We start from the raw sequence: 26,680 nt of genomic DNA, 5'->3' as shown, positions 1-26,680 counted from the left end.
CGAGTTGTCACCGGTTTTTTCAAGGCACCGATTATCCGAGCGCCGTTTTCAGGAAAGCTTTAAATCGCAGCAGCGCTACCGCAAGTCCCGCCAACGCGACAGCCGCCAGTACGAGCAGCGATTGCCATATGTCTGCGGTGTGCATGCCGCGAACGATGATGTCCTGGAACGCCTTCTGCGCCCAGAATTGCGGCGTGAAATGACCGATCGCGCGCATCGTGGACGGCATAAGGTCGATCGGGAACCAGAGACCGCCGAGCACAGCCCCGCCCATCGTCAACAACTGCGTGAGTGCCATTCCCTGGTTTTCGCTCCTGACCAGCATTGACAGTGCGAGGCCAAGCCCCGTTCCGCACAGCGCAAGCGCGAACACCAGCAAGGCGATTGCAGTGATGTCGCCGAGCTGCAAGCCGTAAACCCAGTGTCCGAACAACAGCAGCACCGTGCATTGGATCAGCGCCACCGCGAGATAGGCCAGCCACATGCCCGCCAGGTAGCTGATCGGCTTGATCGTCGTGCTGCGCATACGCGCGATCATGCCCGATTCCTTGTCGCTCATAAACCGCCGAATCATCGAAATGATGACGAAGAAGACGAACATGACGGTATAGCCGGGTACATATTGCGAAATACTGCTGTTGGTCAAAGCGTTTTCCGGTCTGTCGTCGATGCGGAACGGCGCGGCCATGACCTGCTCCTGCCACGACTTGGACCGCCCCGTCGCCTGGAGAGCGGCTTTCACCTTGTTGTCCCGATAACCGTTCGCCAGGTTTTCAAGAATGGCGAGCAGGGGGCCGGCAGCAGCTTCGGCCGCGGCGTCGCGATAGACCGTTACCGATGTCTGCTTTCCTTCTTGGGACTCGATCCCTTGCCCGAATTTTCTTGGAATGACGAGCAGCACCGTTTCCTTGCCGTCGCGGATTTGTTGAATTTTGTCCGCCATCTCGCTCTCGACCGCCTCAACCATCTTGTAGCCGCCGGCGTCTTCGATTGCCTGAATGAACGCCCTGGAGGCGGTTGTCTGATCAAGGTCAATGTAGGATATCTTGAGGGACGTATTGCCGGCGCCGTTGAAGATGGTGCCAAACAATACGATAAAGGCAATCGGCAGTACGATCAGCCAGAAAAACAACCCTTTCTCTTTAAGCAGCAGCTTCCATTCTTTGCGTGCTACATTCCACATTGTAAGATCTCCTTTCAGGTTCCACTCAGGAATCGCGCAGCGTCGTTCCGGTCAACGCCAGAAACACGGTCTCCAACGATGGACGGACGACTTCCAGCCGTTTGACGTTGAGCGATCGCTCTTTGCATGCGGAAGCCCAGCAGGCGAGCGCATCGAGCGGCGCCGCCGTTTCCAGCAGCCAGCCGCGCCCTTGCGCCGCCGGTTCGTCGAAGCCCGGAAGCGCCGGCGGCCGTTCGCCTTCCGCCAGTTCCAGGTAGACGGCCTGTGATCCAAATCGGTCGAGCACCTCGTTCAATTCACCTTGGGCGATGACGCTGCCGTGGTCGATGATGGCCAAGCGATCGCACAATGCTTCAACTTCTTCCATATAGTGAGTGGAGTACAGCACCGTTACGCCCTCCCGCTTCAAAGAGCGAATCATTTCAAAAATGTGGTTCCGTGATTGCGGGTCGATGCCTACGGTCGGTTCGTCCATAATGATCAGCTTCGGTTTGTGCAGCAGTGCGGCGGCGATGTTGATCCGGCGTTTCATCCCGCCGGAGAAGGAAGCGATCGGATCTTTTGCCCGGTCTGCCAGGCCGACTTGCTCCAGCACCTCACGAATCCGTTTCTTCAGTTCGCCGCCCCGTACTCCGTACATTTCCCCGAAATAGGTCAGGTTGTCCAGCGAGTTCAACTTCTCGTACAGCGTAATCGATTGCGGCACATATCCGAGCTTTGCCTTGATCCGGTCGCCGGAACGGCGAATGTCTTCGCCGAGCACCTTCACACCTCCCGCGTCGAATTCGAGCAAACCAGCCAAAATTTTCATCGTCGTCGATTTGCCGGCGCCGTTTGGACCGAGGAGACCGAAGCAGCTTCCTTCCCGGACGGTGAACGAAATGTCTTTGAGCGCCATTTTGCTGCCGTATGATTTACCGAGACCGTGTATTTCAATTGCAGGTTTCAAAGGAATTCCTCCTTAAAATCGTAAATGTCGGGAAACGATGCGAATTGCACCCGTTAAAGTCAGCCCTGCCAACGCCCAGACGAGCGGAATCGCCGGGTAGATCCATCCGGGCAAAACTGCTGACACCCAAGCATCCGGTTGCTTGGAGAGCACGTTTCCGGCCACCCATGTCAGCGTGTTGGCTGACAGACCGAACAGGATCCACAGAAGCGGCGTCAACACTACCCAGCGTGAATGGGCGACTGCCGCCGTCAGCAGGCCAAGCGCCAGCATGAACGGGGCCAAGCCCAACAGAACGGTCGCGAAGACTGCTTCACCAGCGAACAAGTTGTGCAGCGGCGCGGTTCCAAGCCCGTGAACCGCTGCGTTGTAAAGGACAAGAAGCGTCAGGCTTCCGAAAAACAGCACGTAGACGAGCAGCATGTGCAGGAATGCGGCGCCAAATTTGGCCAGCAGCAGTGTGGAGCGGGAATAGGGCAGCGTAATCCACCAGCCGACAGTCCCGTTTTTCCACTCCCGCAGCAGCACCCGGAACGAAATCATGAAGGTCAGGTAAGGAAGCATATAGGCCAAATACAACAAATACTCCGTCCGAAAACCTCCCCGTTCTTTCCAGACAGTCAATGCCGCCGCCAACAGCAGGACGATGACTCCGCCATACTTCGCCATCCATTTCTTCTGGAAAAACTTCCGCAATTCCAGGCGGAATTCGTGCCGAAGCAAATAACGAAACGTGTTTTCGCTCATATATCCGTCCCCCTTAATCACCGAACAGTTGGCGATAAATGTCCCGCATCGAGCCCCGCTGCGCCCGAAGCTCCTCCACTTCGCCGCACAATACGGCCCGACCGTCCTGAATGAACACCGCATAGTCGAACAGACTTTCCGTTTCTCCGATTTCGTGCGTGCTGATCAGCACTGTCTGCTTCCGTTCGCTGAAGGCATCGATCAGGGACAGCACGATCTGCTCCCGCGAGATCATGTCGATGCCCGAGAACGGTTCGTCCAGCACAAGCAGCGGCACGTCGCGAGCCAGACACAGCACGAGCATCAGCCGAGCCTCCTGGCCTCTGGACATGCCTTCGACTTCCAGTTCCACGTCCAGTTTGAAATCACTCGCCAGTTGGTGAGCGCGATCCCGGTTGAATCCCGGAAGCAGCCGTTCTCCCCACTCCAAGGCGTCTGCCACCGTGTGGCCGCCGTACCATCGCGCCCGGTCGGGCAGGTAGGCGATCAAATGGTTACGCTCCCACCCGGGCTGCCGGCCAAACACGTTCACTGTCCCCTGATCGGGAACCGTCATTCCCGCGATGATGCGCATCATTGTCGACTTCCCGGCCCCGTTCGGCCCAAGAATCGCCGTGATGCTTCCTTCAGGAATCGCAAGAGTCAGTTCGTTCAGCCCGCGGCGTTTGCCGTAGTACTTCGTCAATCTGTCGAAGACAATCGCGTTAGCTGTCAAGCCCATCGTCCTCCTTCTCGTGCAACAAACGCAGTATTTCATCCTTTGTCAGTCCGAGACTTTTCATTTTGTTCAAAAAATCCGTCGTTGCCTGCTCCGCCAACATTTGGCGAACTTCCGCGACCCGATTCGCATTGTTTGTTATAAACGTTCCCTGTCCCCGCCGCGTCTCCGTCAACCCGTCACGCTCCAGTTCCTGGTAAGCGCGCAACACTGTATTCGGGTTGATTTTCAGCGCCTGCGCCAGTTCCCGAACGGAAGGTATTTTTTCTCCCAAAGCGATTTCTCCCCTTGCAATGGAATTGCGGAACTGTTCCAGCACTTGCTCATATAAAGGCTGGCTGTAGTCCAGCACAAACCGAATCGGACCGTACCGAAATTCATTCAAACGTCTCCCCCCCTTTCCGGTCGAAACGGCTGCAGCTACTCTAAGCAATCGTTCTGAGTGTATTATATCACTTAAGACACTTGAGTCAATAAAGAGATTTCTGGGACAAGCGTGTAACAAAGGAACTGATCATTCGAATGAATGTGACTTAACCGTGGGGAGGGGAAAGGGGAGAGAGGGAGAACAACGCAGACAAGACAGCTGAGGAAATCCGGTGGGAGAGCCTGAAGCAGCCGCGGATGAATGCTGCCGCAGGGGCCGAATTCATCAAGATGCCGGGAGCAAAAAAAAGCAGCATTCACGTGATAACGCCGCCGCCCTCGACCTTTTCGCTGACCAGGGAGGAATATGTACGCATATACCGAATACAGGAGCAGATTGCAAACGGTTGAAGCAGCCGGCTGGCGACCTAATGCTCGTTTCCGAGGATCGTGTTTACAACGTGTTGACAATGTGGGCCACAAGCCGCAGATTGTGCTCGATCAGTTTGTTGCGCGCGTACGGGTCCCCTTCTGCCATCAGCTTCAGGTATTTTTCCTCTTCTGTATCGGGCAGTGGCTGGGGAAACGCGTTGTTCTTGACGTAGGCCACAAACAGCATGAGTTCCTTGAACAACAGGGAAAGCGCCGCTAAGATGCTGGACACGTCTGCCACCTCCACGTCTGGATGCTTACTCCTATCCATATGTGGGCGGCTGCCCATGCGTGCCTGTACGGGAAAAAGGACGGCGCGAACGGAACGGCTGGGGAACCGTGATCGGCCAGGGGGTGATCTGAAGCCTTTAAGCCAAAGTGACGCCCCGGAACGCGTCGCCGGGGCTGGAAAAGGTGCATGCCGATCATTGGGCGTCGGTAATGCGCAGATAGGAAATGTTTTGTACGTTGATCACGATGTCATCGTATTGAAGCCACCCGTCGCTGAGGTTGGCAATCATCTGGACGATCTCTTCCGGTTCGCTCGACCGGATGGTAACGGATTCGCCTCCGGAAAAATAAAAGGTGATGTTTTTTACCGCCTTCATCTGTACCAGTCTCCTTTTCGCAGCTTGCCACTGAGGCAGGGTGTTCACGGGAACGAGGACTTCGGTTCAGGTGCCGCGCGCCTCCTTCCCTACACCTCATGTATCGGTAAAATCACGAAATTCTGAAAGTGCCGGTTGAGAAGGATTTCGTTGGTTTATGTGTTCGCGTCGCATTTGCCAGGATGCCGGAGACGATAGAATGGAATTGGATGGCTTGTTTATGAAAATCATGCAGGGAGAGGTTCGTATGAGTGATGTATTCCGTTACGTGCCCAATCATGCGGAGATTGGCGTTGGACTTGCGCTGCTGGATGAACAGGAAAACTATGTGTTCTTTCTAGCTGGAACAAGACACAAGTTCACTTCAAATGAATTATTTTACGCTGGAATTGGCGGTCATCTGGAACCAGGAGAAGATTTGCTGTCGTGCGGAAAAAGAGAAGCGATGGAAGAAATCGGAGCGGAGGTGCACATACAGTGTTCACCCGTAAATCCGGTGTACATCTCCAAAGACAAGGAAATCCGGACCATTACCATGACAGATGAATGCAAACCGCTGGCCATTTATGAAATGATACATCCGAGCGGTAGTCCCAGGGAAGGGGAGATCTATTACCTGGTCATCTATCAGGCAACATTGAGATCGTCACTCACACACTTGAAAACAGATGAAGTATCCGGGGTCATTGCCATGAAGAAAGAGCAGGTAAAGAAAGGGGTTTTCCGCAGAGCCACCCTGCAAACGCTTGTGGACGAAGGGGCTCGCCTGATCGCAAGCAGTCCCCACATCCAGCCTGATGTGATTGTCTATCCGATCGGAACGGCTGAGGCATTGTCATACTACTTGAATTACATGGAAAGCAATCAACGTTGATGACCGTTTGTGTACTTTAAGGACTTCCACCATACCTTCCACATATGAACAAGAGCGTGAGTCGAGCCATGTCCGAATCGTGAAAATGGCTCGACTCCTTCTATTCTTTCATTTCCCTATTCGTCTTTTTGCCCCCACTTGTTCGACAGTTCCGGCCGTTGATAGGCGGCCAGTTTGTCCAGCAGGCGGGCCGGGTCGCTGTCGCTGACGAGCAGGTCGGCGTGGGAGGAGGGCATGAACCCGGCGCTTACGGCGTTCCCAATCATCTGCAGGAGCGGCGTGTAGTACCCGTTGACGTTGAGAATGCCCACCGGTTTTTGGTGGATGCCCAACTGGCACCAACTGACGGCTTCAAACAGTTCTTCCCACGTACCGTAGCCGCCGGGGAGGGCGATAAAGGCATCCGACAGCTCCGCCATTTTCGCTTTCCGCCCGTGCATGTCAGCCACTTCGTAGAACTGGCTCAATCCCGTGTGGGCCATTTCGCCGCGAAACAATCCGCGCGGCATCACTCCGATCGCTGTGCCTCCAGATTCCAGCACGGCATTTGCGGTGCAGCCCATCAGCCCCATGTTGGAGCCGCCGTAGACCAACCCCAGTCTCCGCCGGGCAATCTCTTGGCCAAGTTTTCGGGCCGTCTCGGCGTACACTGCATCGACGCCCGGATTGGAGCCGGCGTAGACACATACATTGTTCATGATTTCTCCCTCCTGTCTCTCTGATTGACTCTCTTTTCACCACCGTATAGTATACCAGCGATTGCAGAAAAAGGAAGGAAGAGGAGCATGACCATTGTCGAGCTTCAGCAATGGGTTTCCCGGTTTCACAGCAGTCGCTGCTGGACGGAGTACGGACCGTTTATCCGGACCGGTTTTTTAATGGAAGAGTGGGCGAGCTGGCACGAGCCGTCCGCGCCGCGGAAATCCGCCGGGATCGTCCGGACGAGTCGCCGAAACAAACTGCTGAACAGGTTTAACAGCCAGTCTGACAAAGCAGGCTCATAGCAGAAGCAGATGCCGCCGCATCGGTGGAGCTTGGTGTGGAACGATGTTACATTACCTCAGTCGGATGGGTGCCTTGCGGGGATAATCATGCGGGTGTGCGGGAAATGTAACCATATCGACAAGACTATTTCAGTTCGGTATGGAGGATCAATGGTGTTGCGAAAAACATGTGCCGCACTGCTTGTCACTGCCCTGATGTCCCTCGCAATTGTCTCCTGCGGCGGTCCGCATGCGGACGAGACGCCCCAGCCCCGGACAGCCCGTCTCCAAGCGACTGGCGATCGCCCAAAGGTCATCGTCCTGCTGGTCGATTCCCTGCTGTCCTCGTCAATCGACCGGCTGCTCGCCGCCAACAAGCTGCCGGCGCTCCGGTTTCTCATCGAAAACGGCGTCTACAAGCGGGATGTCATCAGTTCCTTTCCCACCATGTCACTCACCGTCGACAGTTCGCTGTTGACCGGAACCTATGCCGACGGGCACGGAATTCCCGGACTGCTCTGGTATCATTCCGCGGAAAAGCGGATCGTCAACTACGGCGACGGCTCGCGTGTTGCGTGGCAGTACGGTCCCCGGCAACTGCTGACGGACAGCTTGTACAACCTGAATCAGCAGCATCTCTCCAAGCGGGTTGAGACGCTGCATGAAGAGCTGGATCAGGCGGGACTCACCTCCGCCTCCATCAACGGTCTGATCTATCGGGGCAACGTTCCGCACGAACTGATCCTGCCGGCCAATCTGGCCAAGCTCGTCCTGAACACACAGAAGATTTCCGTCAGGGGGCCGCATCTGCTCGGCTTCGGGACGCTGTCCAGTGTAACGCGTCAGCCGCTGCCGGAGGGGCCGCTGCAGGCGTTCGGCTTTAACGATGCCTACACCGCGCAGAGCCTCGTCAGCCTGGTGGGTGAGGGCCGGCTTCCGGATGTGACCGTTGCCTATTTTCCCGACATGGACGGCCGGCTGCACAAAAACGGCCCCGATGATACGTCCGGCGTAGAAACCTTGGACCGGCAGCTGCAGATCATCCTCAATGCGTTCGGCGATTGGCGGCGGGCGCTGGAACACCATGTGTTTGTCGTCATCGGCGACAGCGGTGTGGCAGCGACGGCAGCGGACAGGACGGCTGCCGTCATCGAGCTGGACAAGAAGTTGACCGCAGCCGGGTATCGCGTCCTGCCGTTGGGAAGGCAGGCAGACACCCAAGACGATGTCGCAATTGCCGTCAACGGCCGGATGTGTTATGTATACGCCTTGTCGCCGCAAGCGACGCTGTCCGGGTTGGCCAACGCCTTGGGCAACGAACCGCGGATCGATCTGATCGCTTGGAAGGAAGGAGAGTGGGTACAGGTCCAACGCGGCGGCAGCGGCAACCGTCTGCGCTTCCGGCTTGGCGGAACGCACCGGGACCCGTACGGGCGCACATGGGACGTCGAGGGGGACTGGGCGGTGCTGGGCCTGGCCCGCGATGGCGTCACCGGGCGCATCCATTCACGGGCATACCCTGATGGCTTGAGCCGCCTGCATGGCGCGCTGCATTCGCATCCCGGCAAGTACCTGGTCGTGACGGCCGTTCCCGGTGCCGAATTTCACGCCAACGGATCGCCCAACCATCCGGGCGGAGGCAACCACGGGGGACTGCATCGCGAGGACTCCCTGGTTCCCTTCATCGCAGCGGGGAAAGGGAGGCTGCCCGCACCGCCCGCCCGCATCGTGGACGTGAAGGCGTACCTGCTGTCGCTCATTAAGGCGAACCGCGGGCAGATCAAAACAGGCCGTTGACACGGAATGCACACGGAAAAGAAAAGCGGCCATCCTTTGCCGATGGCCGCAGTCTATGAACTGTATATACACGGCGGAAGTGCCGTTGTTTTCCACGTTACCAGTCGACGAAGCGGACGGCGCGCACGATCACCTCTGTCGTGCCCATGGGCATTTCCAGGCGCAGTGTGTCGTCTACGGCCTGCATCAGCAACTGTCGACCGAGGGGCGACAGGAACGAGATGCGTCCCGCATCCGGATCGGTCTGTTCCGGGAAGCAGATCGTCAACTGCTCCTCGTATCCATCTTCAACATAGTGCAGCGTTACTTGTGATCCGATCACCACTTTGGGCAGATCGGACGTTGTGTTCCCGGCTGTCTCTTGCAGCAGGGATTCCACTGTCGATACGTACAGATCCAGCCACTGGCTGGCTTTTTGGCGTTCGGCCGGTTTTCCGGCAAAATGCAAATCCAGGAATGGAGTGCGCTGTTCGTCAAAATAGACAAGCTGCTCCACCAGTCGGCGGTGCAGGGGGGTGAGGGTGCTATGGTTCACCGTAATCATCTCCTATTCGTATTGGAATGGACCACCGTTCAGCAAAGGTTGTGAGTCGCCAGGGCGTTCGCCTCATCTTCATACTGCAATCTCCTCCGAATAAAAGAATGTGGCCCCCTGCTCAAACGCATGGGACCTTGCTTCCATTTTACCTTATTTGAGGAAAAATACAACATGCTTTCCAGTGACACTTAGGACTTTGCCTGCAACACGAAAACCCTTGCACCTGCAAGGGTTTTCGCTGCGATTATCGGACGTGGAGGGTGTACTCCTTATGGTCGTGGATCGTTTCGTCTTTTTCCACGTGGACGTTGACCGTGTAGTCACCGGAAGCGGGCAGGGTGACGGATGCGCTGTATACGCCCGGCTGCGTTTCCGCGGCGTCGACAAACTGATGGCGTTCTTCGCCTGCGTGCCAGTATTCAAAACGTACCGCGGCTTTGCTAAGCGGCTGGTTGTCTTTTGTCAGGCTGACGGTCAAAGCGGCCGTTTCGTTGGCTGTGAGCGTGTCAGCTGCTTGAAAGTGATAGTTGATGCCACTGGTGTGCTGGTGGTCCGCGCCGTGTTCACCGCCGTGTCCGTGATTGACGGCTTGTCCGCTGCCGTGATCGTTATGGACGGCTGCGTCATGGTTCTCCGGTTGAGACGTGGGTTGGTCGCTGCCGGCTGCCTTGACCGTAAAAGGATGCTTCTGCATGTTGTGGAAGTCACGCGCGGTCACGTGGTACATCACGTAGTAGGAGCCGGGTTCGGCAAATGATGTTTGCGCCGTGTAGACGCCGTCTTTTGCCAGCGTCCCGGGGATCGTTGCGTGCTGTTCCTGCCCGTCTTTCCACAGTTCAAACTCCACGCTGCTGGCGTCGTTGACGGGAGCGCCGTCCTGAGTCACCGTGACCGCAAAGGTGATCGCTTCTCCGGCGACCGGTTCCTTCGGCGTGAGCGCCAGCACCACCTCCACCGGACTGGCGGACGGCACGGCTTCTTCCTGGCCGCCGCAGCCAGCGGCCATCAGAGCCAGTGCCCCGATCAACGCGGCTATGTATCGCTTCATGCTGAATGACCCCTCTTTCTTCCTGTTCCCGACGGGTTGTCAGACGCCGTCGGATGATCGCTTTTACTCAGAGACGAGGCTCGATTGAGGATGACCCACCTCCCTCAATTATAGGCAAGAACAGGGAAAAGCCTAATGGCTCGAACGGGCTATTTCCGGACAGATGGATGGATCGTTCACACAACTGCCATTTTTATGGCCAACAACACGGAAAAACCTCCCGCGGGGGGAGGCTCATGTCATTTCGTTTGCTCCTGGAACCAGGATTTCAGCTGCTCGCCGGTTTGTCCGCCGACGAGGCGGGAGACTTCCTTGCCGTCCTTGTAGTGGACCAGGGTAGGGGTATACTCGATGCCGTACGCGTCCCAACTGGCGCTGAATTCCAGCAGGTTGTGCTTTTTGACGTCCACGTTCAGCTCTTTGGCCACCGGCACCAGGACGGGCGTGGTAGCCCGGCAGTGCTCGCAGGTGGGGCTGTAAAAGTAGACGAACAGTTCCTCTTTTTCGTCCAGCTTTGCTTTCAGTTGATCCGGGAGAATCTGGTTGTCGTAAAGCGGATCGTTTAGTTGTTCGATCGTGGCCGGATGCAGGTTGGCTTTGCCGAAGGGATTGCCTTCCGCTGCCTTTTTGTTCGCGATGTCGGAGTAGACAATTGCGGCGATCAACAGGGCGGCCACAATGACTGAAAGAACAATGACCTTTTTCATGACTTAGCACTCCTTTTCGTATCTGCGAATGTAGATTTGCAGCACAGCAATCATGATGAAGGCGACCAGGGCGAGAAAAGGTATGGTGATAAAGCCAAACCAGTTGATATAGTCCGTGTTGCAGGGAATGATGCCGCAAGCATTACCCAGATCGTTCAGAGCGGGCACTTTTTGAATCAGATAGTGGTACAGGGAGATGCACCCGCCGATGACAGAAAGGATCAAGGCGTATGATGACATGCGGTAATCTTTTTTTACGGCGGCGACTCCCAACAGAATGACCAGCGGGTACATGAAAATCCGCTGGAACCAGCACAGTTCACAGGGAATGTATTTCATCACCTCCGAAAAAAACAGGCTTCCAGCTGTAGCGATGAGTGATACCACCCATGAACCGAACAGCGCGTATTCTTTTATTTGTTCTCGTCGCATATCAACACCTCGTCCTCATCTTATCACACATTACGAATGGGAAGTAACTTATTTAAAGTAATTTTTTTGAAAGACATTGATTGCCCAAAAAAGCGACGCCGGCAGTTGTCGGCGGCGGGATGGCTTGTCCCGGTTGCTGCCCTGTGCAGCGGATCAAAATTCCAAAGACACGCGCAAAAAAGCCGCCGAAATCATACGGCGGCCGCTAGCGAAGATGGATGCGCGGCGAGGGATACACCTCACGCACCGGTACGTACACGTAGCGAAGCGACGGCCACTCCACCAGCAAAATACCGCCCTGCCATGAGGCCGCGCCGCCGTCGATGCCGATCAGGTTGCCGCGCCGCCACACCCCGTTCCCGGTATAGCCGGGGAGCATGGAAACAGGCGTGTGGCCAAATACGATCACCGTTTCTCCCCTGTATGACTGGTAAAACGGCTGGCGGATCCAGAGGAGGTCTTCGGGCCGCTGCTGGTCGAGCGGGATGCCGGGACGGATGCCGGCGTGAACGAAGAGGGCGGCCGGAGCCCCGGATGCCGGATCGGCTGGCATTTCCACGTACAGCGGCAGGGAGGCGAGCGAAGGCAGCAGATAGGAATAGCGGGAGAGAATGTATCTGCGTGCCGATTCCTGATCGTTCAAAGCGGGAAGGCCGCCCAGGAAGGCGCGCCGCAGGGACTGTCGGCCGAGATAGGAGCGGATGGTGGCGTCACCGCCGTTGATCCGCAAGTAAAGGTTGGCGTCCCCCTTTCCTTCCAACCAATCCTGCAGCATCTGCTCGTGATTGCCCTTGATGAGAACGATTCGGTCCGGATAGGTTTGTCTCAAATTCAGCAGGTACTGCAGTGCCTCCCTCGACTGCGGTCCACGGTCCACCACGTCCCCCAGGACGTACAGGCGATCGCCCTGCTGCGGAGAAAAGCTGACGCGATCCAACGCTGTCCGCAGCACCTCATAGTGACCGTGAATATCCGACACCAAATAAATGGCCATGCCGACACCCCCTCGTATACAAACACAACGCTCTTCCTATACAATATGTGGAGGAGACGTTTGCGTGAAAAGGGGAGAGACGCAGATGAAGATGCTAGCGGAATGGCTCCGGGATGCCAGACAGGCCGTCGTGTTTACGGGAGCGGGCATGTCGACGGAAAGCGGGCTGCCCGATTTTCGTTCGGCGCAGTCAGGAATATGGCAGGGCAAGGACCCGACCCAACTGGCCAGCACTCAGGCGCTGCGGCACAATCGCGAGGGGTTTGCAGCTTTTTACCGGATGCGCATCGAAGGGCTTCTGGCCTGCCGTCCGCACGAGGGGCACGCCATTTTGGCCGAATGGGAACGTCGCGGGCGGATTCGCGGAATCATCACCCAAAACGTGGACGGCTTCCATCAGCAGGCGGGCAGCCGGAACGTGGCTGAATTGCACGGAAACCTGGGCACGCTGTGCTGTCTGGCGTGCGAGCGTACCTACCCGGCAGCGCGTTACCTGCAGCCGGACGGGACGGTATGCGACTGTGGCGGTTTTCTGCGTCCGACGGTCGTGCTGTTTGGAGAAGCGCTGCCGCAAGCAGCGCTGGCGAAGGCATCGGAGTGGACGGAACAAGCCGATCTGTTTCTCGTGTTGGGATCGTCGCTCGTGGTCAGCCCGGCCAACTGGTTTCCGCAGCAGGCAAAAGCAGCCGGGGCCAGACTGGTGATCATCAACCGAGAGCCCACCCCTTTGGACGATCTGGCCGACCTGGTGATCGGCGACGCATTGATCGGCACGGTGCTGAAAACAGTGGAAGCGGAGCTGTCGGGATACTGACAGAAAAAAGTGGAGGATTTTTTTCATTTTCCTCTTGATTTTTTGTGGAATGTTTACTAGAATAAAACCTGTGAGCGCGATCGATACAAAAACTGGTCGGTCGACCTGACTCACAAAAGAACATAATGCTGGTGTAGCACAGTGGTAGTGCAGCTGATTCGTAATCAGCAGGTCGGGGGTTCGAGTCCCTTCACCAGCACCATACACAAGGCAGGGGAGAGCAGTCCCCTGCTTTTTTCCTGTCTTTCCATCACTCCCCTAAGGAGATTGGCATCATTCATTTGTATAATGAACGTATTCACGTACTACTCCTCCGATCACTTGCATGGTGGTCGGCTCTTTTTTTATCTGCCTCCCGTTTTTCCCTCCCTGGCGTTTGTGTTGTATAATAAAGCCATCAACAAAGTTCATACCCGACACCTCATGAAAGGAACACCGTTGAGCACAATCTCGTTTTCGCAAGGAAAGGATTTGATGATCATGGGACTCCTTCATCATGACGTGACGTTGCTGAACTTTGACGATGCATACCCCTGGCAGCACAAGCTGTCCGATGTTGCCGACGAATGGATCGACCTGGCGGACATTGCGGAAGCCAACCTGTTTTGCGCAGAAAGGGCGCTGACAGAAATCAGCCGCAGGTTGTCGGCCCGGACCGGTCGCGGCATCACGTTTATCGGAAACGGCAATTATCACTATGTCACCTATCTTCTGCTGAGCGAAATCAATCGGCCGTTCAGCCTCGTCCTGTTTGACAATCACACTGATGCGAAGCGTTCGGACGACATGGCCGGGGTGTTGACGTGCGGTTCGTGGGTGGCCGAAGCGGCAGCACGTCTTCCTCACCTCAGGCGCGTGCTGATTGTCGGCGTTTCTGCGGAGCAAACGCTCTGCCTGTCCGATGCGCAGGGAAAAGTTGTACTTCGCCCGAACGCAGGCGATCCGCAGGAGCTGCTTTCCGCCATCGCGACCGAAGATGTGTACATCAGTATCGACAAGGACGTGCTGAATCGCGCCTTCGCCGTAACCAACTGGGATCATGGAAACATGCATCTGCGGGAACTGCTCGCATCACTCAAGGCGCTCGTTCGGCAGAAAAACGTACTCGGCATCGACGTCTGCGGCGAACTGCCGGTGACGCCAGCCGACGTCTGGCTGCACGCCGACCAGCTTCGGTTGAACGAACGGACCAACCTGGCCATCCTGCAATCAGTCATGTGCGCCTAGCCGGTTAGACAAACAAAACGCGGGCGGGGGACAGCCGGCGTTTAAGCGACGCATCCCGGCGAGTTTTCGCGCAACCGCTTTTTTCCGCTGCACCATTTCTGTCCATGCCTCCCTAGGGCTTTTGTCTCGACTTCCCCTGCGCAAATGCGCGTTCACTTGCCTGGATTCCTACTATCGTTCCAATCCGCGCTTTTCTTTCAGGACTGCAGTTACTCCTCGGCCTCCAGGAAATGGTTTATCATGGTAACAAACAAAAACAGAGGAGGAAAATATGTCAGCAGCGTTTCATGAACGGAAGGCGTTACAGATGACCTTGCAGTCATTGCTGGAACTGCGGGTATCCTTGAGACGCGAGTACGTTGATCGTGACAAAGAATTGGGGAGCGAGATCAAACAGGTTTTGCACCGAATCCGTGAGCTGGACGAGCAGTACGGCCTTCCTGCCGAGACACAAGAGCAGGAAGAGGACCTTGCGAGCTGGCAGGCGATGCCGCGAGAAGTGTTGGACAAACACGTAGGGAGACCCAGAAAGGCGTATCAGCACCACGATTATCCGGGAATCGCCAAGGATATTGAAGCGATTCTGGAGGAAGCGGCAGGACCGCTGACGCTTGCAGAGTTGTATGACAAACTGCAGCAGAAAAAGGGCGTTGAATGGCCAAGTCCATACATAATTGTGCAAAAGGCATTGAAGCATACCGATCGCGTTCGGGTATCGAAGGAAGGCAGAAAACTGCTGTTTTCCCTGCAGTAATTCCTGGAGCCTGGCGCGCGGGGGGAGCTGCGGTCTGTTTCTAAGATATCGCCATCGTCCGGTGCAGCTGACTGCTCCCGACAGGCCGTCCCCTTTGACGAAAGAAGCTGGGGTTTGCTACGATGAAACGGCGAGGTTTCCTCTTCGTGACGTCTAGCAGAACCAACCCCACCGGAAGAAAACGGGTGCCAGGGGAGAAGTCCCCTGGTTTTTTGCTATCTGTCTTCCGGAGCACGGGTTGAACCATCTTTCACAAGTTTGGGTGACGACAATGCACATCCTATCAGTTGAACATCTCTCCAAGAGCTATGGGGAGAAAGTCCTGTTTGACGACATATCCTTTCATATCGCCGAACAACAGCGGATCGGGCTGATCGGCGTCAACGGCACGGGCAAATCCACGCTGTTGAAAATCCTGGCCGGACAGGAGACGGCAGACAGCGGACAGATCGTTCACGCCAAATCCTTTCGCGTGGAGTATTTGCCGCAGCATCCGGTTTTCGTGGAACGCTCCACCGTGCTGGAACAGGTGTTTTACGGCGACACGCCGCTCATCCAGTTGCTGCGCCAGTACGAGCAGGCCGTGGCTGACCTGCAGACCGACCCGCATGACGAGAAAAAACAGGCACGGCTGTACTCGCTGCAGAGCAGGATGGACGCGGCCGATGCCTGGGAGGCCAGCACTCAGGCGAAAACGATCTTGACGAAGCTGGGCATCCACAATTTTACCCAACAGGTGCACGAACTGTCCGGCGGGCAGCGCAAACGGGTGGCGCTGGCCCGCGCCCTGATTCAACCGGCAGACCTGCTCATCCTGGATGAGCCGACCAACCACCTGGACAATGAGACGGTGGAGTGGCTGGAAGATTACCTGTCCCGCTACAAAGGGGCGCTCTTGTTCGTCACGCACGACCGCTATTTTCTAAACCGCGTCACCACCCGCATCTGTGAGCTGGATCGCGGCAAGCTGTACAGCTATGAGGGCAACTACGCCGTCTTCCTGGAAAAGAAAGCGGAACGGGAAGAGCGCGAAGCAGCTGCGGAAAGCAAACTGCAAAATCTGCTGAGGCGGGAGCTGGCCTGGCTGCGCCGAGGGGCAAAAGCGCGGACGACCAAACAGAAGGCCCGCGTCCAACGCGTGGAGGAACTGCGCGACCGTAAAGTGGATGGACCGGTGCAAACTATCGAGATGTCGCTTGGGGCCAGCCGATTGGGCAAAACCGTGATGGAGATCCAGCACATCAGTAAAGGGTATGGGGAGCGCAAGCTGATTGACGATTTCAGCTACATCGTCCAGCCCGGGGACCGCGTCGGCATCATCGGCTCCAACGGCAGCGGCAAGTCAACCCTGTTGAACATGCTCGCGGGCCGTATCCAGCCGGACGCGGGCACCATCGTGGTGGGGCAGACGGTCAAACTGGCTTACTACACGCAGGAGAACGTGGAGATGGACGAAGGCATGCGCGTGATCGAATACGTCAAGGAAGCGGCCGAAGTGATTCGCACCAGCGATGGCCAGACGATCACCGCATCCCAGATGCTGGAGCGGTTTTTGTTTCCGCCGCATCTGCAGTGGACCCCCATCTCCCGGCTGTCGGGCGGGGAAAAACGGCGGCTCTACCTGCTGCGCACGCTGATGGGCGAGCCGAACGTCCTTTTCCTGGACGAGCCGACAAACGATCTGGACATTCAGACACTGAGCATCCTGGAGGACTATCTGGAACACTTCCCCGGCACTGTCATTACGGTGTCTCACGACCGCTACTTTCTTGATCGGACCGTTGACCACCTGTTTGCCTTCGAAGGGGATGGGAAAATTCGCCACTTCATGGGCAATTACTCGGAGTACCTGGACACGCGACGCCGGGAACAGGAAGCGGAAGCCCTGTCCAAACGGCGCGCGGACAAGGCGCAGTCTGCGGCGGCCGACTCCCGTGACGGAAGCGGAGCGGGCAGGGGAACCAACCGTCCGCGTCGACTTTCCTACAAGGAACAGAAAGAATGGGAGCAGATCGAGTCCCGGATCGCGGCGCTGGAGGAGCGGAGCGCAGCGTTGAAACAAGCCATTGCCGAAGCGGGCAGCGATTACGCCAAGGTGGAGAAGCTGTTTGCGGAAGAACAGCAGGTGTCAGCCGAGCTGGAAGCGGCAATTGATCGCTGGGCGGAACTGTCCGCGTTGATCGAGGAGATTGAACGCAGCAAATAGTCGGCAGCTTTAGGCACAGCTTTAGTTCGTATGGCAGGAGACCTCCCGGATGTTTCGGCTTCCGGGAGGGGCTTCATTTTGCGGAGGGCTTCTTTTTTGCGGGAGTGACCTCACACCCGCCATTGAACACAGCCGTAACAGCATGATCGTCATATTAATGTTCAGAATAGTTTTTCACTTCGGAACGGTTGTGCTATAGTTACGAGTAATCAGGATTTGTATCAAAGACAGGGAGATGAAAAGAAATGCCGTACCCGATCACCATCACGCAAACCGACCGCAAAAAAGAGAAGCCCGACAGCAGCTGTCTGGGCTTTGGCCGGTATTTTACCGACCATATGTTTGTCATGGACTACTCCGCAGAAATAGGCTGGCACGATCCGCGAATCGTTCCGTACGCGCCGCTCGCACTCGACCCGGCGGCCTTGGTGCTTCACTACGGACAGGCCATTTTTGAAGGCATGAAAGCGTATCGGACCAGTGACGATCGCATCCTGCTGTTTCGTCCCGAGAAAAACGCGCAGCGGTTGAACCTGTCTGCCGCCAGACTCAGCATGCCGTCGATTGACGAAGAACTGTTCCTGGAGGCGCTGCGAACCCTGATCAGCCTGGAAAAAGACTGGGTGCCGCGGGAACGGGGAACGTCGCTCTACATACGTCCGTTCATGTTCGCCACAGAGCCTTACCTGGGGGTCCGGGCGTCCGAGTCGTACAAACTGGTCATCGTCCTGTCACCTGTCGGCGCCTACTACGCAGGGGGAATGAAGCCGGTCAAAATCCATGTGGAGAGCCGCTACGTCCGTGCCGTCAGGGGAGGGACCGGCTTTGCCAAGGTATCCGGCAATTACGCGGCCAGCCTGAAGGCGCAGGAAGACGCGCATGCAAAAGGCTATGAACAGGTGCTGTGGCTGGATGCCATCGAGAACAAATACATTGAAGAAGTAGGCAGCATGAACGTGTTTTTCAAAATAAACGGGGAAGTGTGGACGCCTCCGCTGCACGGCAGCATCCTGGGCGGCATTACGCGGGACTCCGTCATCCACCTTCTGCGCGATTGGGGCATCCCCGTGCGCGAGGAGAAGCTGTCGATGGAAGACTTGTACGTCGCGTACACCAGGGGCGAACTGGAGGAAGCGTTCGGCACTGGGACGGCGGCGGTCGTATCCCCGATCGGAGTGCTGGGCTGGAACGATCACCACATGGTCATCAACCACGAACAGATCGGTGAACTGACGGCAAAGCTCTACGGCACCTTGACCGGCATTCAGTACGGAGAGATCGCCGACCCGTACGGCTGGATTGTGGAAGTCGAGTGAAAACGGGTATCGGCTCATAACAAAAAAGGCACGGGAATGGAGAAGCCCCTGTTCGGAACCTGTAAAAAACGCCCTCCGGCGGTTTGTCCAGCCGGAGGGCGTTTGTCGTGCTGCATGGCAGGTTTGCCACAAACGGCAAGCGAACTGCACCGACTTCAAGCCTGGGGGCGCAGATCGCGATAGGCCGGGATTCCCCCGGCGGTCTCGGCGGCAATGATCGCGTTGACGACCGCTTCGGCAAGCACGTCTGCCGACAGCGTGCCGACCAGATCGACGGAGGCGTCCACTCCGCCGGTGGCGGCTGCGAAAATGGTGTCGCCGTCGTGCATCGTGTGAACGGGAAAAATCGTCCGGGCCAGGCCGTTGTGAGCCATCTGCGCCACCTTGTTGGCCTGGGCCTTGGTAAAATTGGCGTTGCTCGCCACGACGGCGATCGTCGTGTTTGTTCCGGGCAGGATGGATGAAGTGCCCTGTTCGATCATCAGGGAGCGGATGTCGCGAATCTGTCCGTGCTCGTCCCGCACTCCGGCCAATACCTTGCCGGTTGCCGGATCACGCACTTCGCCTACGGCATTGACGGCAACGATTGCCCCGACGACCAAACCGTTCGGCAGGCGGCGGGAGGCGGAGCCGAGGCCGCCTTTCATCGCGTGGCGCACGCCGGCCAGCTTCCCGACTGTCGCACCGGTTCCCGCTCCAACGTTGCCTTGCTTGACCGGATGGGTGTTTGCCTGCTGGGCCGCTGTGTACCCCATTTGCTGATCGGGCCGCACCTTGGCGCTGCCGACGGACAGGTCAAACAGCACGGCAGCGGGCACGATCGGTACGACACCCACGCCGACGTCAAACCCGATGTTCCGCTCCTCCAACCAGCGCATCACACCGCTTGCCGCATCCAATCCGTATGCGCTGCCCCCCGACAGGCAGATGGCGTGTACCCGTTCGATCAGGCAGGTCGGATGGAGCAGATCGGTTTCCCGTGTGCCCGGGGCAGAGCCGCGCACATCGACGCCGCAGACCGCCCCGTTTTCCATGACCAACACCGTACAGCCCGTCAGCGCCTCCGCGTCCTGCACCTGTCCCACCTTGACGCCCGGCACGTCCACGATGCTGCCGTATGCCTCGTGTTGTTCCCGCGTCACATTCTCACCGTCTTTCCTGGTGGTTTTCGCTAAGCCAACTGGCGGCTCTCCGGTCCCTGCCGGAATGTGCGAACCGTCGCCGCTCTCGCCATTTTATTGCCCGAAAATTCCGTCTGATGTGTCTTCATCATATACGATGGCCATTGCCCGATCAAGGGGTGGCAGGGCGCTTGATTTACAGAAAATCAGGATACCGCAGTCCGTCCCGGACAAACAGCGTTCGCACCCAGGCGTAGAGGCGAAGCGGGATGGACGGAAAGACGATGGCCAGTTCGCCGTCTTCCAGCACAGGCAGGTCCACGGGAGACTGGATTCGGTAGGGGACCCCCTTGGCGTTCAACAGCGTCTTGTACCGCTGGGCGTCGCGCCAGCTTACCGGGTAGTAAAACGATTTTTCCATCTGAACTCAACACACCTTTCCGGGGATTCCTGATTACCATTCTATGCCACAATCGTGAGATAAAAAAAGGCCGCCGTCCGGGGCCTTTTGTTTTGGGCCGCCAAACGAATGGAATGACGCAAACTTGCGTACGATACGGGAAGATTTCTGCGCTGATGCGAGCGGCCGGCCGGGCCGTCGGCAGTCTCGCAAGCGGCTGACGGAGACGCACGTCGAGGCAGCCAGGTGCAGTTTCGCGGGCCGCTGACATGGAAAGCAAGGGACAGTCGTGCTACGATAAACAGGAGTGATTGTGGCTGGAGGAGTGATTCATATGAAACTGTTGTCCATCGAGCCGACGCCCAGTCCCAACGTGATGAAGCTGAACGTGGACGAGCGTTTGCCTGACGGTGTACAGCGCGTATATACAAAAGAAACGACAGCGTCCCTTCCGGACCTGATCCGCAAGTTGCTGGCGATTGAGGGTGTGACGTCCATTTTCCACACGGCCGATTTTTTCGCCTTGGAGCGAAAGTCAACCGCTGACTGGCAGCGGATTCTGACGCAGGCCAGGGAAGCGTTTGGTCCTGATGGAGAAGTTGCACTGCCGGCTGTGGCGCAGGAAGCAGGCGATACCTGCTGGGGGGAAGCGCAGGTATACATTCAGATGTTCCGCGGCATTCCGATGCAGGTGAAGGTGACGATGGGAACGGAGCAGGTACGCACCGCACTGCCGGAGCGGTTCGGCAAGGCAGCCGTTCATGCGGGGTCAGCTTCGCCCAACCTGATTATGGAGCGGAAGTGGGTGGAACATGGCGTCCGCTACGGTGATTTGCGCGAAATCGGCGAGGTGGTGGCGCAGGAGATCGACGCCGCATATCCGCAGGAGCGGGTGGACGAGCTGGTGAAGCTGGCGATGCAGCAGGAGCCGGGAGAGGCGCCGCTGCAGCCGGAACGCCGGGAAACAAAAGTGGTTACGCTGGAGATGTTGGACGATCCCGACTGGCAAAAGCGGTATGCCGCCCTGGATGGGCTGGAGCCGACCGAAGCGGATTTGCCGGTGCTGATCAAGGCCCTGCACGATCCCAAAGCCTCCATCCGTCGGCTGGCGGTTGTCTACCTGGGGATGGTCGGCGGGGACGCGGTGCTGCCTCATCTGTTCGAAGCGCTGCGGGACGAATCCGTATCCGTCCGGCGTACGGCGGGCGACACCCTGTCCGACCTGGGGGACCCGCGCGCCATCGGCCCGATGGCAGAAGCGTTGAAAGACCCCAACAAGCTGGTCCGCTGGCGGGCGGCCCGCTTCCTTTACGAAGTGGGCGACGAGTCCGCGTTGGAGGCGCTGCGAGCGGCCCAGGACGAACCGGAATTCGAGGTGCGCCTGCAAATCAAGATGGCGCTGGAGCGGATCGAAAGCGGAGAAGCGGCCAGCGGCACGGTCTGGCAGCAGATGACGCGGCGAAACGAGCAGGGCTGAGATGCTTGTCGACGCATCCAATTTCCGTTTCCGATGTACGGCCCGATGTTCAGGTGCTGCTCCCGCTTAGGTGAATCACTTCCAGATATATCACCCGTCGGCGAAAGGTATGTGCGGTTGTAAAAAACTGGCGATATCAGCCAATAAATGGTATATCGAGTATAATATTAGACACAGTTCATTTTTAGTTGACTTCCACCTTGTCCATCCCTTATTATTCTATGAGGATTAGGAATCAACTTCGAGAGTGCGTAAGGGAGTTTGTTGTATGACTACCAATCACTATGACGTCGTCATTGTCGGCGGCGGACTGGCCGGATTGTCGGCTGCTGCCTATCTTTCGACCAAGGGCAAGAAAGTGGCGCTCTTGGAACGGGGTACCTTGGGCGGGCGAGCTGTCACGCTGAAACTCAAGGGCTTTAATTTCAACTTTGGCGCTCACGCCATCTACGGACGCGACACGTCCATTTTGAAAACGTTTGAAAAAGAGTTGGGCCTGCAGATCGACTGGCAGGATTTCAACCCCAACAAAGCCAAATACGACTTGGGAGACGACCTGACCGCCGTTCCGGCTAACGTGCAGGGGCTGTTCCGCACCAAGTTGTTGAAAGGGATTGACAAGGTCCTGTTTACCTTTGAAATCTTGAAAACGATGCTGAAGATGGAGACGGGCCATCCGCACCTGTCGATCCAAAAATGGATGGAGAAGAAAAACGTCAGCGAGGACGTGCGAGAAATGATGCTGACGCTGGCGTCTTCCAACTTCTTTACCCGGGAGCCGGAAAAAATCCCGTCCGACGTGTTTTTTACCTACTATCGCCGCCTGTTTACGACCAACAAGCCGGTGGCCTACATCGGAGGCGGTTGGCAGGCGTTGATCAACGAGTTTGTCCGCGTCATCGAGGCCAACAACGGCACGATTCTCACCAAGACCAGAGTGGAGGCGTTCCGCTGGGAAAACGACCGCGTGATCGCCGCCGTCACCCCGGATGCGGAGTATACGGCCGACGAGTTCGTCTGCTGCATTCCGCCCAAGGAAATGGTCAAGGTGTTCAAGGATACCAAGCTGGAGCACGCCATCGAACAGTACGCGTTGTACGAACCGACGGTCGTGGTGGTGTACGACATCGGCTTGAAAGAGCGGATCGACGTGCCCTACACCTATGTATACGACAAGCAGAACAACATTTTCATCACCGACATCTCTTACTACGACACCACCTGCGTGCCGGAGGGAGGCCAACTGCTGCAGGCGACAGCCTACCTGCGCCAATCGGAAGTTGGCAACAAGGAAGCGGTCGAACAGCGCAAACAGGAAATTGAACAGCTGTACGACAAGCACTTCCCGGGCTGGCGCGAACATCTGGTCGTCCCGCGCGTTTCGACGCGCGCCGTGGTGCAGGAGATCAAGTGGACCATGAACCAGAAGCCCATGCCGATCTTCCTGCCGGACTACCGTAACCTCTTCTTTGCCGGCGACTGGTGTGAAGGACAGGGACAGCTGTCCGAGCTCTCTTTCTCCAGCGCGTATGAGGCAAGCAAGCTGATTCTCGAAAAGTAGACACGCGATACAACAGAGGCGTCCTTCCCAATCGGGGAGGACGCCGTTTCATTGTGCGGCACCTGCCTGCACGGCATGGGTCAGGAGCGGCCCGCGTACAGGTCGTACACCATCCGTCCGATTTGTCCCATCACCTCACCGGCAGCCTTGGCATCCACGTTCTTCGACAGGGCGCAGATGATCACGGCGTGGCCGCCCACGTACAAAATGCCGGCGTCGTGCGTGATGTTGGTCACCGTTCCGGTCTTGTTCGCCAGCTCCCACTTGGGCAGCATGCCGATGACATCGCCTTCCGGATCGGGCAGGCGACACGGCAGCCGGTCGCGGTGCTGCTGCCGCTTGAGGATGTTGATCATCTGCAGACAGCTGTTGTACGAGATCGCTTTTCCCGTCGCCAAAAAACGGAAATGGCTGCCCATGTCGGCGGCCGTCACTTCGTTGTAGCCCTCCGGCTCCGCGGGCACAATCATCAGTTTGTTGTAAAACGAACTGTTGACCATTTCCGTACGGCTCATCGCGGTGCGAATGGCGTCCGTGCCGATCAGATCGATCAGCATGTTGGTCGCTGTATTGTCGCTTTGAATGATCATCAGCGTCACGGCGTCGTAGACGGTCAGTTCGGTGCCCGGGGTGAAGTGCTGAAGCACGCCGGCTCCGCCCACCTGATCCTCCCGACGCAGCCGGAGCTTGTCCGATAGGGCCAGTCTGCCGGCGTACGCCTCGGCAAACACTGCCGTCATGATCGGCACCTTGATCAGACTGGCAGCGTAGAAGCGCTGATGTTCGGCGATGCCGAGCCGTTCCCCTGTCCGCACATCCTCCAGGTAAATTCCCCATTGACCGCCGGTTTCTTCCGTTAATCTTTCAAGTGAAGGCCCGAGGGCAGAGAGCACCGCAGCCAACTCCTTTCGCGTACATTATTAATATAGGCAATAGACAAAATATTCATAAGATAAGATAATAATATGTACTCGTACTTGGCATAATCAAGAAAAAATGTTTCATGAGGGGGATGTTATGAAAACATTACAGAGACTGTCTCTATGCGCGGTTCTTCTGTCCAGCCTTGCGTTTGCCGGCTGTGGAGGGAATGGTGCGCAGGACGCGGCGAAACCTGCGGATACGCCAACCGCGCAGGGTCAGCAGGCAGCCGCGCAAGAATTGCGTGTCAACCTGAATACGGGTGACCCCAGCACGATCGACCCGGGACTGGCGGAAGACATTCCGTCCATGTCAGTGGCCCGCGCGGCGTTTGACGGTCTGCTGCGCCTCGACGTAAACGGCCAGCTCAAGGAAGCAGTCGCCGAGAAGTACGAAGTGTCTGCGGACGGGCTGACCTACACGTTCCATCTGCGCGACAGCAAGTGGTCCAACGGCGATCCGGTCACGGCGCACGACTTTGAATACGCCTGGAAACGGGTGCTCAACCCGGAGACGGCATCGGGTTACGCGTACCAGCTCTACTATCTGAAAAACGGGCAGGCGTACAATGCGGGCAAGGCCAAGGCGGAAGACGTGGGGGTAAAGGCAACGGACGACAAGACGCTGGTCGTCACGCTGGAAAACCCGGCTCCGTTCTTCCCGCAGTTGGTCGCTTCCGTCACCTACTTCCCTGTCAACAAGAATGTGGTGGAGGCCAACGAAAACTGGGCGGGCAGCCCCGAGACGTACGTGGGGAACGGTCCGTTTGTACTGAAGAAGTGGGAACACAAGTCGGTCATCGAACTGGAGAAAAACGAGTCCTACTGGGACAAGGATGCAGTCAAGCTGTCCAAACTGACGATCAACATGATCGAAGACGCCAATACCGAGCTGTCCATGTTCGAAAGAGGGGAACTGGACTGGGCGGGTTCGCCGCTGGGCGACTTGCCGCTTGATGCGCTCAATGCGCTGAAGGACTCGGGCAAGATGCAAACCCAGGCGACCGCCGGTACGTACTGGTACGTGTTTAATACGTCACAGCCTCCGTTCTCCAACAAGAAAATTCGCCAAGCTTTCGCATACGCGGTGAACCGCAAGGATATCGCCGAGAATGTCGTGCCGTACAAGAGCACGCCGGCGCTCGGCATCCTGCCGCCGACGATGGCCTTCAATCCGGACGGCTACTTCAAGGACGGCGACGTGGAGACCGCGAAAAAGCTGCTGGCAGAAGGCATGAAGGAGCTGGGCATCTCCAAACTGCCGGAGATCACGTTGTCCTACAACACGACGGAAGTGAACCAGCGCATCGCAACCGTTATCCAAGACCAGTGGAGAAAGGCGTTCGGCATCGAAGTCAAACTGGTCAACAAGGAAAACAAGGTTCACCGCGAGCAGATGAAGTTGGGCAACTTCCAAATCGGCAGGGCAAGCTGGATCGGCGACTTCAACGATCCGATCAACTTCTTCGAGGTCTTCAAGGGCGGGCTGAACACGTCCAAGTGGGAGAACAAGGAATTCCTCGCCCTGCTGGAACAGTCGGCAAAAGAAGCAGACCCGACGAAGCGCAACGAAATCCTCAAAAAGGCGGACGCCATCGTCATGGACGAAATGCCGGCGATGCCGATTTACTACTTCACCTACGCGTGGGTGAAGCAGGACACGGTAAAAGACGTCGTGGTGGATCCGCTCGGTTTCATCGACTTCAAATACGCATCCAACGAAAAGTAATTACAGATTACAAGGAGTGACCGCATGTGCGTCCGATCATTGGTGTAGCGTGTACCAAAATGTACTTTCCCAACAACAATCTCGACCAGTTCTACTACGTGGGTACCAGCTATGTGGACGGGGTGGCCCGCACCGGCGGGATTCCGTTCATCCTGCCGCTGATGTCCGTCCCGGATGCGCCGTTCCGCGCGATGGTGGAATCGCTGGACGGCCTGATTCTCACCGGCGGAGACGATCCCGCCCCCCATCTGTACGGAGAAGAGCCGCTGCAGGGGCTGGGGGACGTGGAGCACGAACGGGACCTGGCGGAACTGGCGGTGATTCGGCTGGCTCTGGAGCTGAAGAAACCGATTCTCGGCATCTGCCGCGGCATGCAAATCCTGAATATAGCCTGCGGCGGCACGCTGATCCAGGACATCCCAAGCCAGGTGCCAGGTGCCTTTCAACACGAGCAAAAAGGTTCGCGACAATACGGGGCGCACAAGGTCACGCTACAGCCGGGGTTTGTGGCGGAGGCATTGGGCAAGACGGAAATCCTCGTCAATACGTCGCATCATCAGGCGGTAAAAGACGTGGCCCCTGGCTTCAAGGTAACAGGGGTGGCTGCAGACGGGGTGATTGAGGCGATCGAAAGCCTCGACGGGCTGCACGTGGGCGTGCAGTGGCATCCGGAGCGCATGTGGGCGCACGACGACACGATGCTGAAGCTGGCGGAAGCGTTCGTCAACAAGGCGCGTCAGGTAAAGGCGCTGGCCCGGTAAGGCGTCGGCCACAGCATG

At 57.2% G+C, this 26,680-nt stretch carries 28 protein-coding genes, 1 tRNA gene and 1 pseudogene; 13 read left to right on the top strand and 17 right to left on the bottom strand.

The genetic code is table 11. The features are described from left to right. Positions 1–31: 31 nt before the first annotated feature. From ETC00_RS07625 to ETC00_RS07595, 7 genes are all read right to left on the bottom strand, one after another. Positions 32–1,183 carry an ABC transporter permease gene (locus ETC00_RS07625; RefSeq protein WP_171565392.1) on the bottom strand — a complete coding sequence of 384 codons (1,152 nt, stop codon included), beginning with the start codon at positions 1,181–1,183 and terminating at the stop codon, positions 32–34. A gap of 25 nt (positions 1,184–1,208) precedes the next feature. After that, complete coding sequence (locus tag ETC00_RS07620; RefSeq protein ID WP_171565391.1) at positions 1,209–2,132, bottom strand: ABC transporter ATP-binding protein; 924 nt, start codon at positions 2,130–2,132, stop codon at positions 1,209–1,211. A 12-nt stretch (positions 2,133–2,144) separates the two neighbouring features. Beyond that, positions 2,145–2,879, bottom strand: coding sequence for an ABC transporter permease subunit (locus ETC00_RS07615; RefSeq protein ID WP_171565390.1), 735 nt, complete (start codon positions 2,877–2,879; stop codon positions 2,145–2,147). 13 nt (positions 2,880–2,892) lie between these two features. After that, on the bottom strand, positions 2,893–3,594 hold the full coding sequence (locus ETC00_RS07610) for an ABC transporter ATP-binding protein (protein ID WP_230076743.1): 702 nt from the start codon (positions 3,592–3,594) through the stop codon (positions 2,893–2,895). After that, complete coding sequence (locus tag ETC00_RS07605) at positions 3,584–3,982, bottom strand: GntR family transcriptional regulator (RefSeq protein WP_171565388.1); 399 nt, start codon at positions 3,980–3,982, stop codon at positions 3,584–3,586. Before ETC00_RS07605 ends, ETC00_RS07610 begins: the two co-directional genes overlap by 11 nt. Positions 3,983–4,417: 435 nt before the next feature. Then, a complete protein-coding gene (locus ETC00_RS07600) occupies positions 4,418–4,627 on the bottom strand; it encodes a hypothetical protein (RefSeq protein ID WP_230076744.1) in 210 nt (69 codons plus the stop codon). 193 nt (positions 4,628–4,820) lie between these two features. Next, positions 4,821–5,003: a hypothetical protein gene (locus ETC00_RS07595; protein ID WP_171565387.1), complete on the bottom strand. Its 183-nt coding sequence runs from the start codon at positions 5,001–5,003 to the stop codon at positions 4,821–4,823. A 199-nt stretch (positions 5,004–5,202) separates the two neighbouring features. On the opposite strand from ETC00_RS07595, the gene ETC00_RS07590 reads away from it, so the two are divergent. Further along, entirely contained in the window at positions 5,203–5,877 is a 675-nt protein-coding gene (locus ETC00_RS07590; RefSeq protein ID WP_171565386.1) for an NUDIX hydrolase, read from the top strand. 116 nt (positions 5,878–5,993) lie between these two features. Here ETC00_RS07590 and ETC00_RS07585 read toward each other — a convergent pair whose 3' ends face one another. Then, complete coding sequence (locus ETC00_RS07585; RefSeq protein WP_171565385.1) at positions 5,994–6,575, bottom strand: LOG family protein; 582 nt, start codon at positions 6,573–6,575, stop codon at positions 5,994–5,996. An 87-nt stretch (positions 6,576–6,662) separates the two neighbouring features. Between ETC00_RS07585 and ETC00_RS07580 the strand changes: the two are divergent. Together ETC00_RS07580 and ETC00_RS07575 are read left to right on the top strand one after the other, a co-directional pair. Next, positions 6,663–6,847, top strand: a pseudogene (locus tag ETC00_RS07580) (MazG nucleotide pyrophosphohydrolase domain-containing protein); the annotation flags it as partial. A 187-nt stretch (positions 6,848–7,034) separates the two neighbouring features. Next, a complete protein-coding gene (locus ETC00_RS07575; protein ID WP_171565384.1) occupies positions 7,035–8,657 on the top strand; it encodes an alkaline phosphatase family protein in 1,623 nt (540 codons plus the stop codon). A 97-nt stretch (positions 8,658–8,754) separates the two neighbouring features. Here the strand turns inward: ETC00_RS07575 and ETC00_RS07570 are convergent, their stop codons facing one another. The 5 genes from ETC00_RS07570 to ETC00_RS07550 form a co-directional block, all read right to left on the bottom strand. Next, positions 8,755–9,192 (bottom strand): GreA/GreB family elongation factor, encoded by a 438-nt coding sequence (locus ETC00_RS07570; protein ID WP_171565383.1) that lies wholly within the window; start codon positions 9,190–9,192, stop codon positions 8,755–8,757. Between the two features lie 247 nt (positions 9,193–9,439). Continuing rightward, positions 9,440–10,243, bottom strand: coding sequence for a FixH family protein (locus tag ETC00_RS07565; RefSeq protein WP_171565382.1), 804 nt, complete (start codon positions 10,241–10,243; stop codon positions 9,440–9,442). A 239-nt stretch (positions 10,244–10,482) separates the two neighbouring features. Next, positions 10,483–10,950 (bottom strand): thioredoxin family protein, encoded by a 468-nt coding sequence (locus ETC00_RS07560; RefSeq protein WP_171565381.1) that lies wholly within the window; start codon positions 10,948–10,950, stop codon positions 10,483–10,485. 3 nt (positions 10,951–10,953) lie between these two features. After that, the gene (locus ETC00_RS07555) at positions 10,954–11,382 is read right to left on the bottom strand and encodes a disulfide oxidoreductase (RefSeq protein WP_171565380.1); all 429 of its coding nucleotides are present in this window, start codon (positions 11,380–11,382) and stop codon (positions 10,954–10,956) included. A 205-nt stretch (positions 11,383–11,587) separates the two neighbouring features. Further along, entirely contained in the window at positions 11,588–12,376 is a 789-nt protein-coding gene (locus ETC00_RS07550) for a metallophosphoesterase family protein (RefSeq protein ID WP_171565379.1), read from the bottom strand. An 85-nt stretch (positions 12,377–12,461) separates the two neighbouring features. Here ETC00_RS07550 and ETC00_RS07545 point away from each other — a divergent pair, with 85 nt between their 5' ends. Both ETC00_RS07545 and ETC00_RS07540 read left to right on the top strand, forming a co-directional pair. Next, positions 12,462–13,190: an NAD-dependent deacylase gene (locus ETC00_RS07545; protein ID WP_230076747.1), complete on the top strand. Its 729-nt coding sequence runs from the start codon at positions 12,462–12,464 to the stop codon at positions 13,188–13,190. 127 nt (positions 13,191–13,317) lie between these two features. Further along, positions 13,318–13,392 (top strand) — tRNA-Thr (locus tag ETC00_RS07540). 71 nt (positions 13,393–13,463) lie between these two features. Here ETC00_RS07540 and ETC00_RS07535 read toward each other — a convergent pair. Continuing rightward, on the bottom strand, positions 13,464–13,601 hold the full coding sequence (locus tag ETC00_RS07535; RefSeq protein ID WP_171565378.1) for a hypothetical protein: 138 nt from the start codon (positions 13,599–13,601) through the stop codon (positions 13,464–13,466). Positions 13,602–13,664: 63 nt separating this feature from the next. Between ETC00_RS07535 and ETC00_RS07530 the strand changes: the two genes are divergently transcribed. The 4 genes from ETC00_RS07530 to ETC00_RS07515 all read left to right on the top strand — a co-directional run bounded on the left by ETC00_RS07530 (position 13,665) and on the right by ETC00_RS07515 (position 18,693). Then, positions 13,665–14,417 carry an arginase family protein gene (locus ETC00_RS07530; RefSeq protein ID WP_311837204.1) on the top strand — a complete coding sequence of 251 codons (753 nt, stop codon included), beginning with the start codon at positions 13,665–13,667 and terminating at the stop codon, positions 14,415–14,417. 271 nt (positions 14,418–14,688) lie between these two features. Then, on the top strand, positions 14,689–15,171 hold the full coding sequence (locus ETC00_RS07525; RefSeq protein ID WP_171565377.1) for a hypothetical protein: 483 nt from the start codon (positions 14,689–14,691) through the stop codon (positions 15,169–15,171). Positions 15,172–15,442: 271 nt separating this feature from the next. Then, on the top strand, positions 15,443–17,377 hold the full coding sequence (locus ETC00_RS07520; RefSeq protein WP_171565376.1) for an ABC-F family ATP-binding cassette domain-containing protein: 1,935 nt from the start codon (positions 15,443–15,445) through the stop codon (positions 17,375–17,377). 245 nt (positions 17,378–17,622) lie between these two features. Beyond that, entirely contained in the window at positions 17,623–18,693 is a 1,071-nt protein-coding gene (locus ETC00_RS07515; RefSeq protein WP_171565375.1) for a branched-chain amino acid aminotransferase, read from the top strand. Between the two features lie 155 nt (positions 18,694–18,848). On the opposite strand, the gene ETC00_RS07510 is transcribed toward ETC00_RS07515, so the two are convergent. Further along, positions 18,849–19,835 (bottom strand): P1 family peptidase, encoded by a 987-nt coding sequence (locus tag ETC00_RS07510; protein WP_171565374.1) that lies wholly within the window; start codon positions 19,833–19,835, stop codon positions 18,849–18,851. 175 nt (positions 19,836–20,010) lie between these two features. Continuing rightward, entirely contained in the window at positions 20,011–20,235 is a 225-nt protein-coding gene (locus tag ETC00_RS07505; RefSeq protein ID WP_171565373.1) for a hypothetical protein, read from the bottom strand. A 313-nt stretch (positions 20,236–20,548) separates the two neighbouring features. On the opposite strand from ETC00_RS07505, the gene ETC00_RS07500 reads away from it, so the two are divergent. Continuing rightward, positions 20,549–21,691 (top strand): virulence factor, encoded by a 1,143-nt coding sequence (locus tag ETC00_RS07500; RefSeq protein WP_171565372.1) that lies wholly within the window; start codon positions 20,549–20,551, stop codon positions 21,689–21,691. 268 nt (positions 21,692–21,959) lie between these two features. Beyond that, positions 21,960–23,252: a phytoene desaturase family protein gene (locus ETC00_RS07495; RefSeq protein ID WP_171565371.1), complete on the top strand. Its 1,293-nt coding sequence runs from the start codon at positions 21,960–21,962 to the stop codon at positions 23,250–23,252. Between the two features lie 80 nt (positions 23,253–23,332). On the opposite strand, the gene ETC00_RS07490 is transcribed toward ETC00_RS07495, so the two are convergent. Beyond that, on the bottom strand, positions 23,333–24,145 hold the full coding sequence (locus ETC00_RS07490) for a serine hydrolase (RefSeq protein ID WP_171565370.1): 813 nt from the start codon (positions 24,143–24,145) through the stop codon (positions 23,333–23,335). A gap of 124 nt (positions 24,146–24,269) precedes the next feature. On the opposite strand from ETC00_RS07490, the gene ETC00_RS07485 reads away from it, so the two are divergent. Together ETC00_RS07485 and ETC00_RS07480 are read left to right on the top strand one after the other, a co-directional pair. Then, complete coding sequence (locus tag ETC00_RS07485) at positions 24,270–25,901, top strand: peptide ABC transporter substrate-binding protein (RefSeq protein ID WP_171565369.1); 1,632 nt, start codon at positions 24,270–24,272, stop codon at positions 25,899–25,901. A gap of 26 nt (positions 25,902–25,927) precedes the next feature. Next, complete coding sequence (locus ETC00_RS07480; RefSeq protein ID WP_171565368.1) at positions 25,928–26,662, top strand: gamma-glutamyl-gamma-aminobutyrate hydrolase family protein; 735 nt, start codon at positions 25,928–25,930, stop codon at positions 26,660–26,662. Positions 26,663–26,680: the final 18 nt, after the last annotated feature.

The sequence above is a fragment of the Brevibacillus sp. MCWH genome (assembly GCF_013096935.1).
Classification (GTDB): domain Bacteria; phylum Bacillota; class Bacilli; order Brevibacillales; family Brevibacillaceae; genus Brevibacillus; species Brevibacillus aydinogluensis.
This window is presented reverse-complemented; position numbering and strand designations above follow the sequence as displayed.

What these genes read in the sequence shown, in the direction of transcription:
- ETC00_RS07625 (WP_171565392.1), bottom strand. Translation starts at nt 1,183, where the DNA reads ATGTGGAATGTAGCACGCAAAGAATGGAAGCTGCTGCTTAAAGAGAAA.
- ETC00_RS07615 (WP_171565390.1), bottom strand. Translation starts at nt 2,879, where the DNA reads ATGAGCGAAAACACGTTTCGTTATTTGCTTCGGCACGAATTCCGCCTG.
- ETC00_RS07595 (WP_171565387.1), bottom strand. Translation starts at nt 5,003, where the DNA reads ATGAAGGCGGTAAAAAACATCACCTTTTATTTTTCCGGAGGCGAATCC.
- ETC00_RS07590 (WP_171565386.1), top strand. Translation starts at nt 5,203, where the DNA reads ATGGAATTGGATGGCTTGTTTATGAAAATCATGCAGGGAGAGGTTCGT.
- ETC00_RS07585 (WP_171565385.1), bottom strand. Translation starts at nt 6,575, where the DNA reads ATGAACAATGTATGTGTCTACGCCGGCTCCAATCCGGGCGTCGATGCA.
- ETC00_RS07565 (WP_171565382.1), bottom strand. Translation starts at nt 10,243, where the DNA reads ATGAAGCGATACATAGCCGCGTTGATCGGGGCACTGGCTCTGATGGCC.
- ETC00_RS07560 (WP_171565381.1), bottom strand. Translation starts at nt 10,950, where the DNA reads ATGAAAAAGGTCATTGTTCTTTCAGTCATTGTGGCCGCCCTGTTGATC.
- ETC00_RS07555 (WP_171565380.1), bottom strand. Translation starts at nt 11,382, where the DNA reads ATGCGACGAGAACAAATAAAAGAATACGCGCTGTTCGGTTCATGGGTG.
- ETC00_RS07550 (WP_171565379.1), bottom strand. Translation starts at nt 12,376, where the DNA reads ATGGCCATTTATTTGGTGTCGGATATTCACGGTCACTATGAGGTGCTG.
- ETC00_RS07545 (WP_230076747.1), top strand. Translation starts at nt 12,462, where the DNA reads ATGAAGATGCTAGCGGAATGGCTCCGGGATGCCAGACAGGCCGTCGTG.
- ETC00_RS07535 (WP_171565378.1), bottom strand. Translation starts at nt 13,601, where the DNA reads ATGAACTTTGTTGATGGCTTTATTATACAACACAAACGCCAGGGAGGG.
- ETC00_RS07530 (WP_311837204.1), top strand. Translation starts at nt 13,665, where the DNA reads ATGATCATGGGACTCCTTCATCATGACGTGACGTTGCTGAACTTTGAC.
- ETC00_RS07525 (WP_171565377.1), top strand. Translation starts at nt 14,689, where the DNA reads ATGTCAGCAGCGTTTCATGAACGGAAGGCGTTACAGATGACCTTGCAG.
- ETC00_RS07520 (WP_171565376.1), top strand. Translation starts at nt 15,443, where the DNA reads ATGCACATCCTATCAGTTGAACATCTCTCCAAGAGCTATGGGGAGAAA.
- ETC00_RS07515 (WP_171565375.1), top strand. Translation starts at nt 17,623, where the DNA reads ATGCCGTACCCGATCACCATCACGCAAACCGACCGCAAAAAAGAGAAG.
- ETC00_RS07505 (WP_171565373.1), bottom strand. Translation starts at nt 20,235, where the DNA reads ATGGAAAAATCGTTTTACTACCCGGTAAGCTGGCGCGACGCCCAGCGG.
- ETC00_RS07500 (WP_171565372.1), top strand. Translation starts at nt 20,549, where the DNA reads ATGAAACTGTTGTCCATCGAGCCGACGCCCAGTCCCAACGTGATGAAG.
- ETC00_RS07495 (WP_171565371.1), top strand. Translation starts at nt 21,960, where the DNA reads ATGACTACCAATCACTATGACGTCGTCATTGTCGGCGGCGGACTGGCC.
- ETC00_RS07485 (WP_171565369.1), top strand. Translation starts at nt 24,270, where the DNA reads ATGAAAACATTACAGAGACTGTCTCTATGCGCGGTTCTTCTGTCCAGC.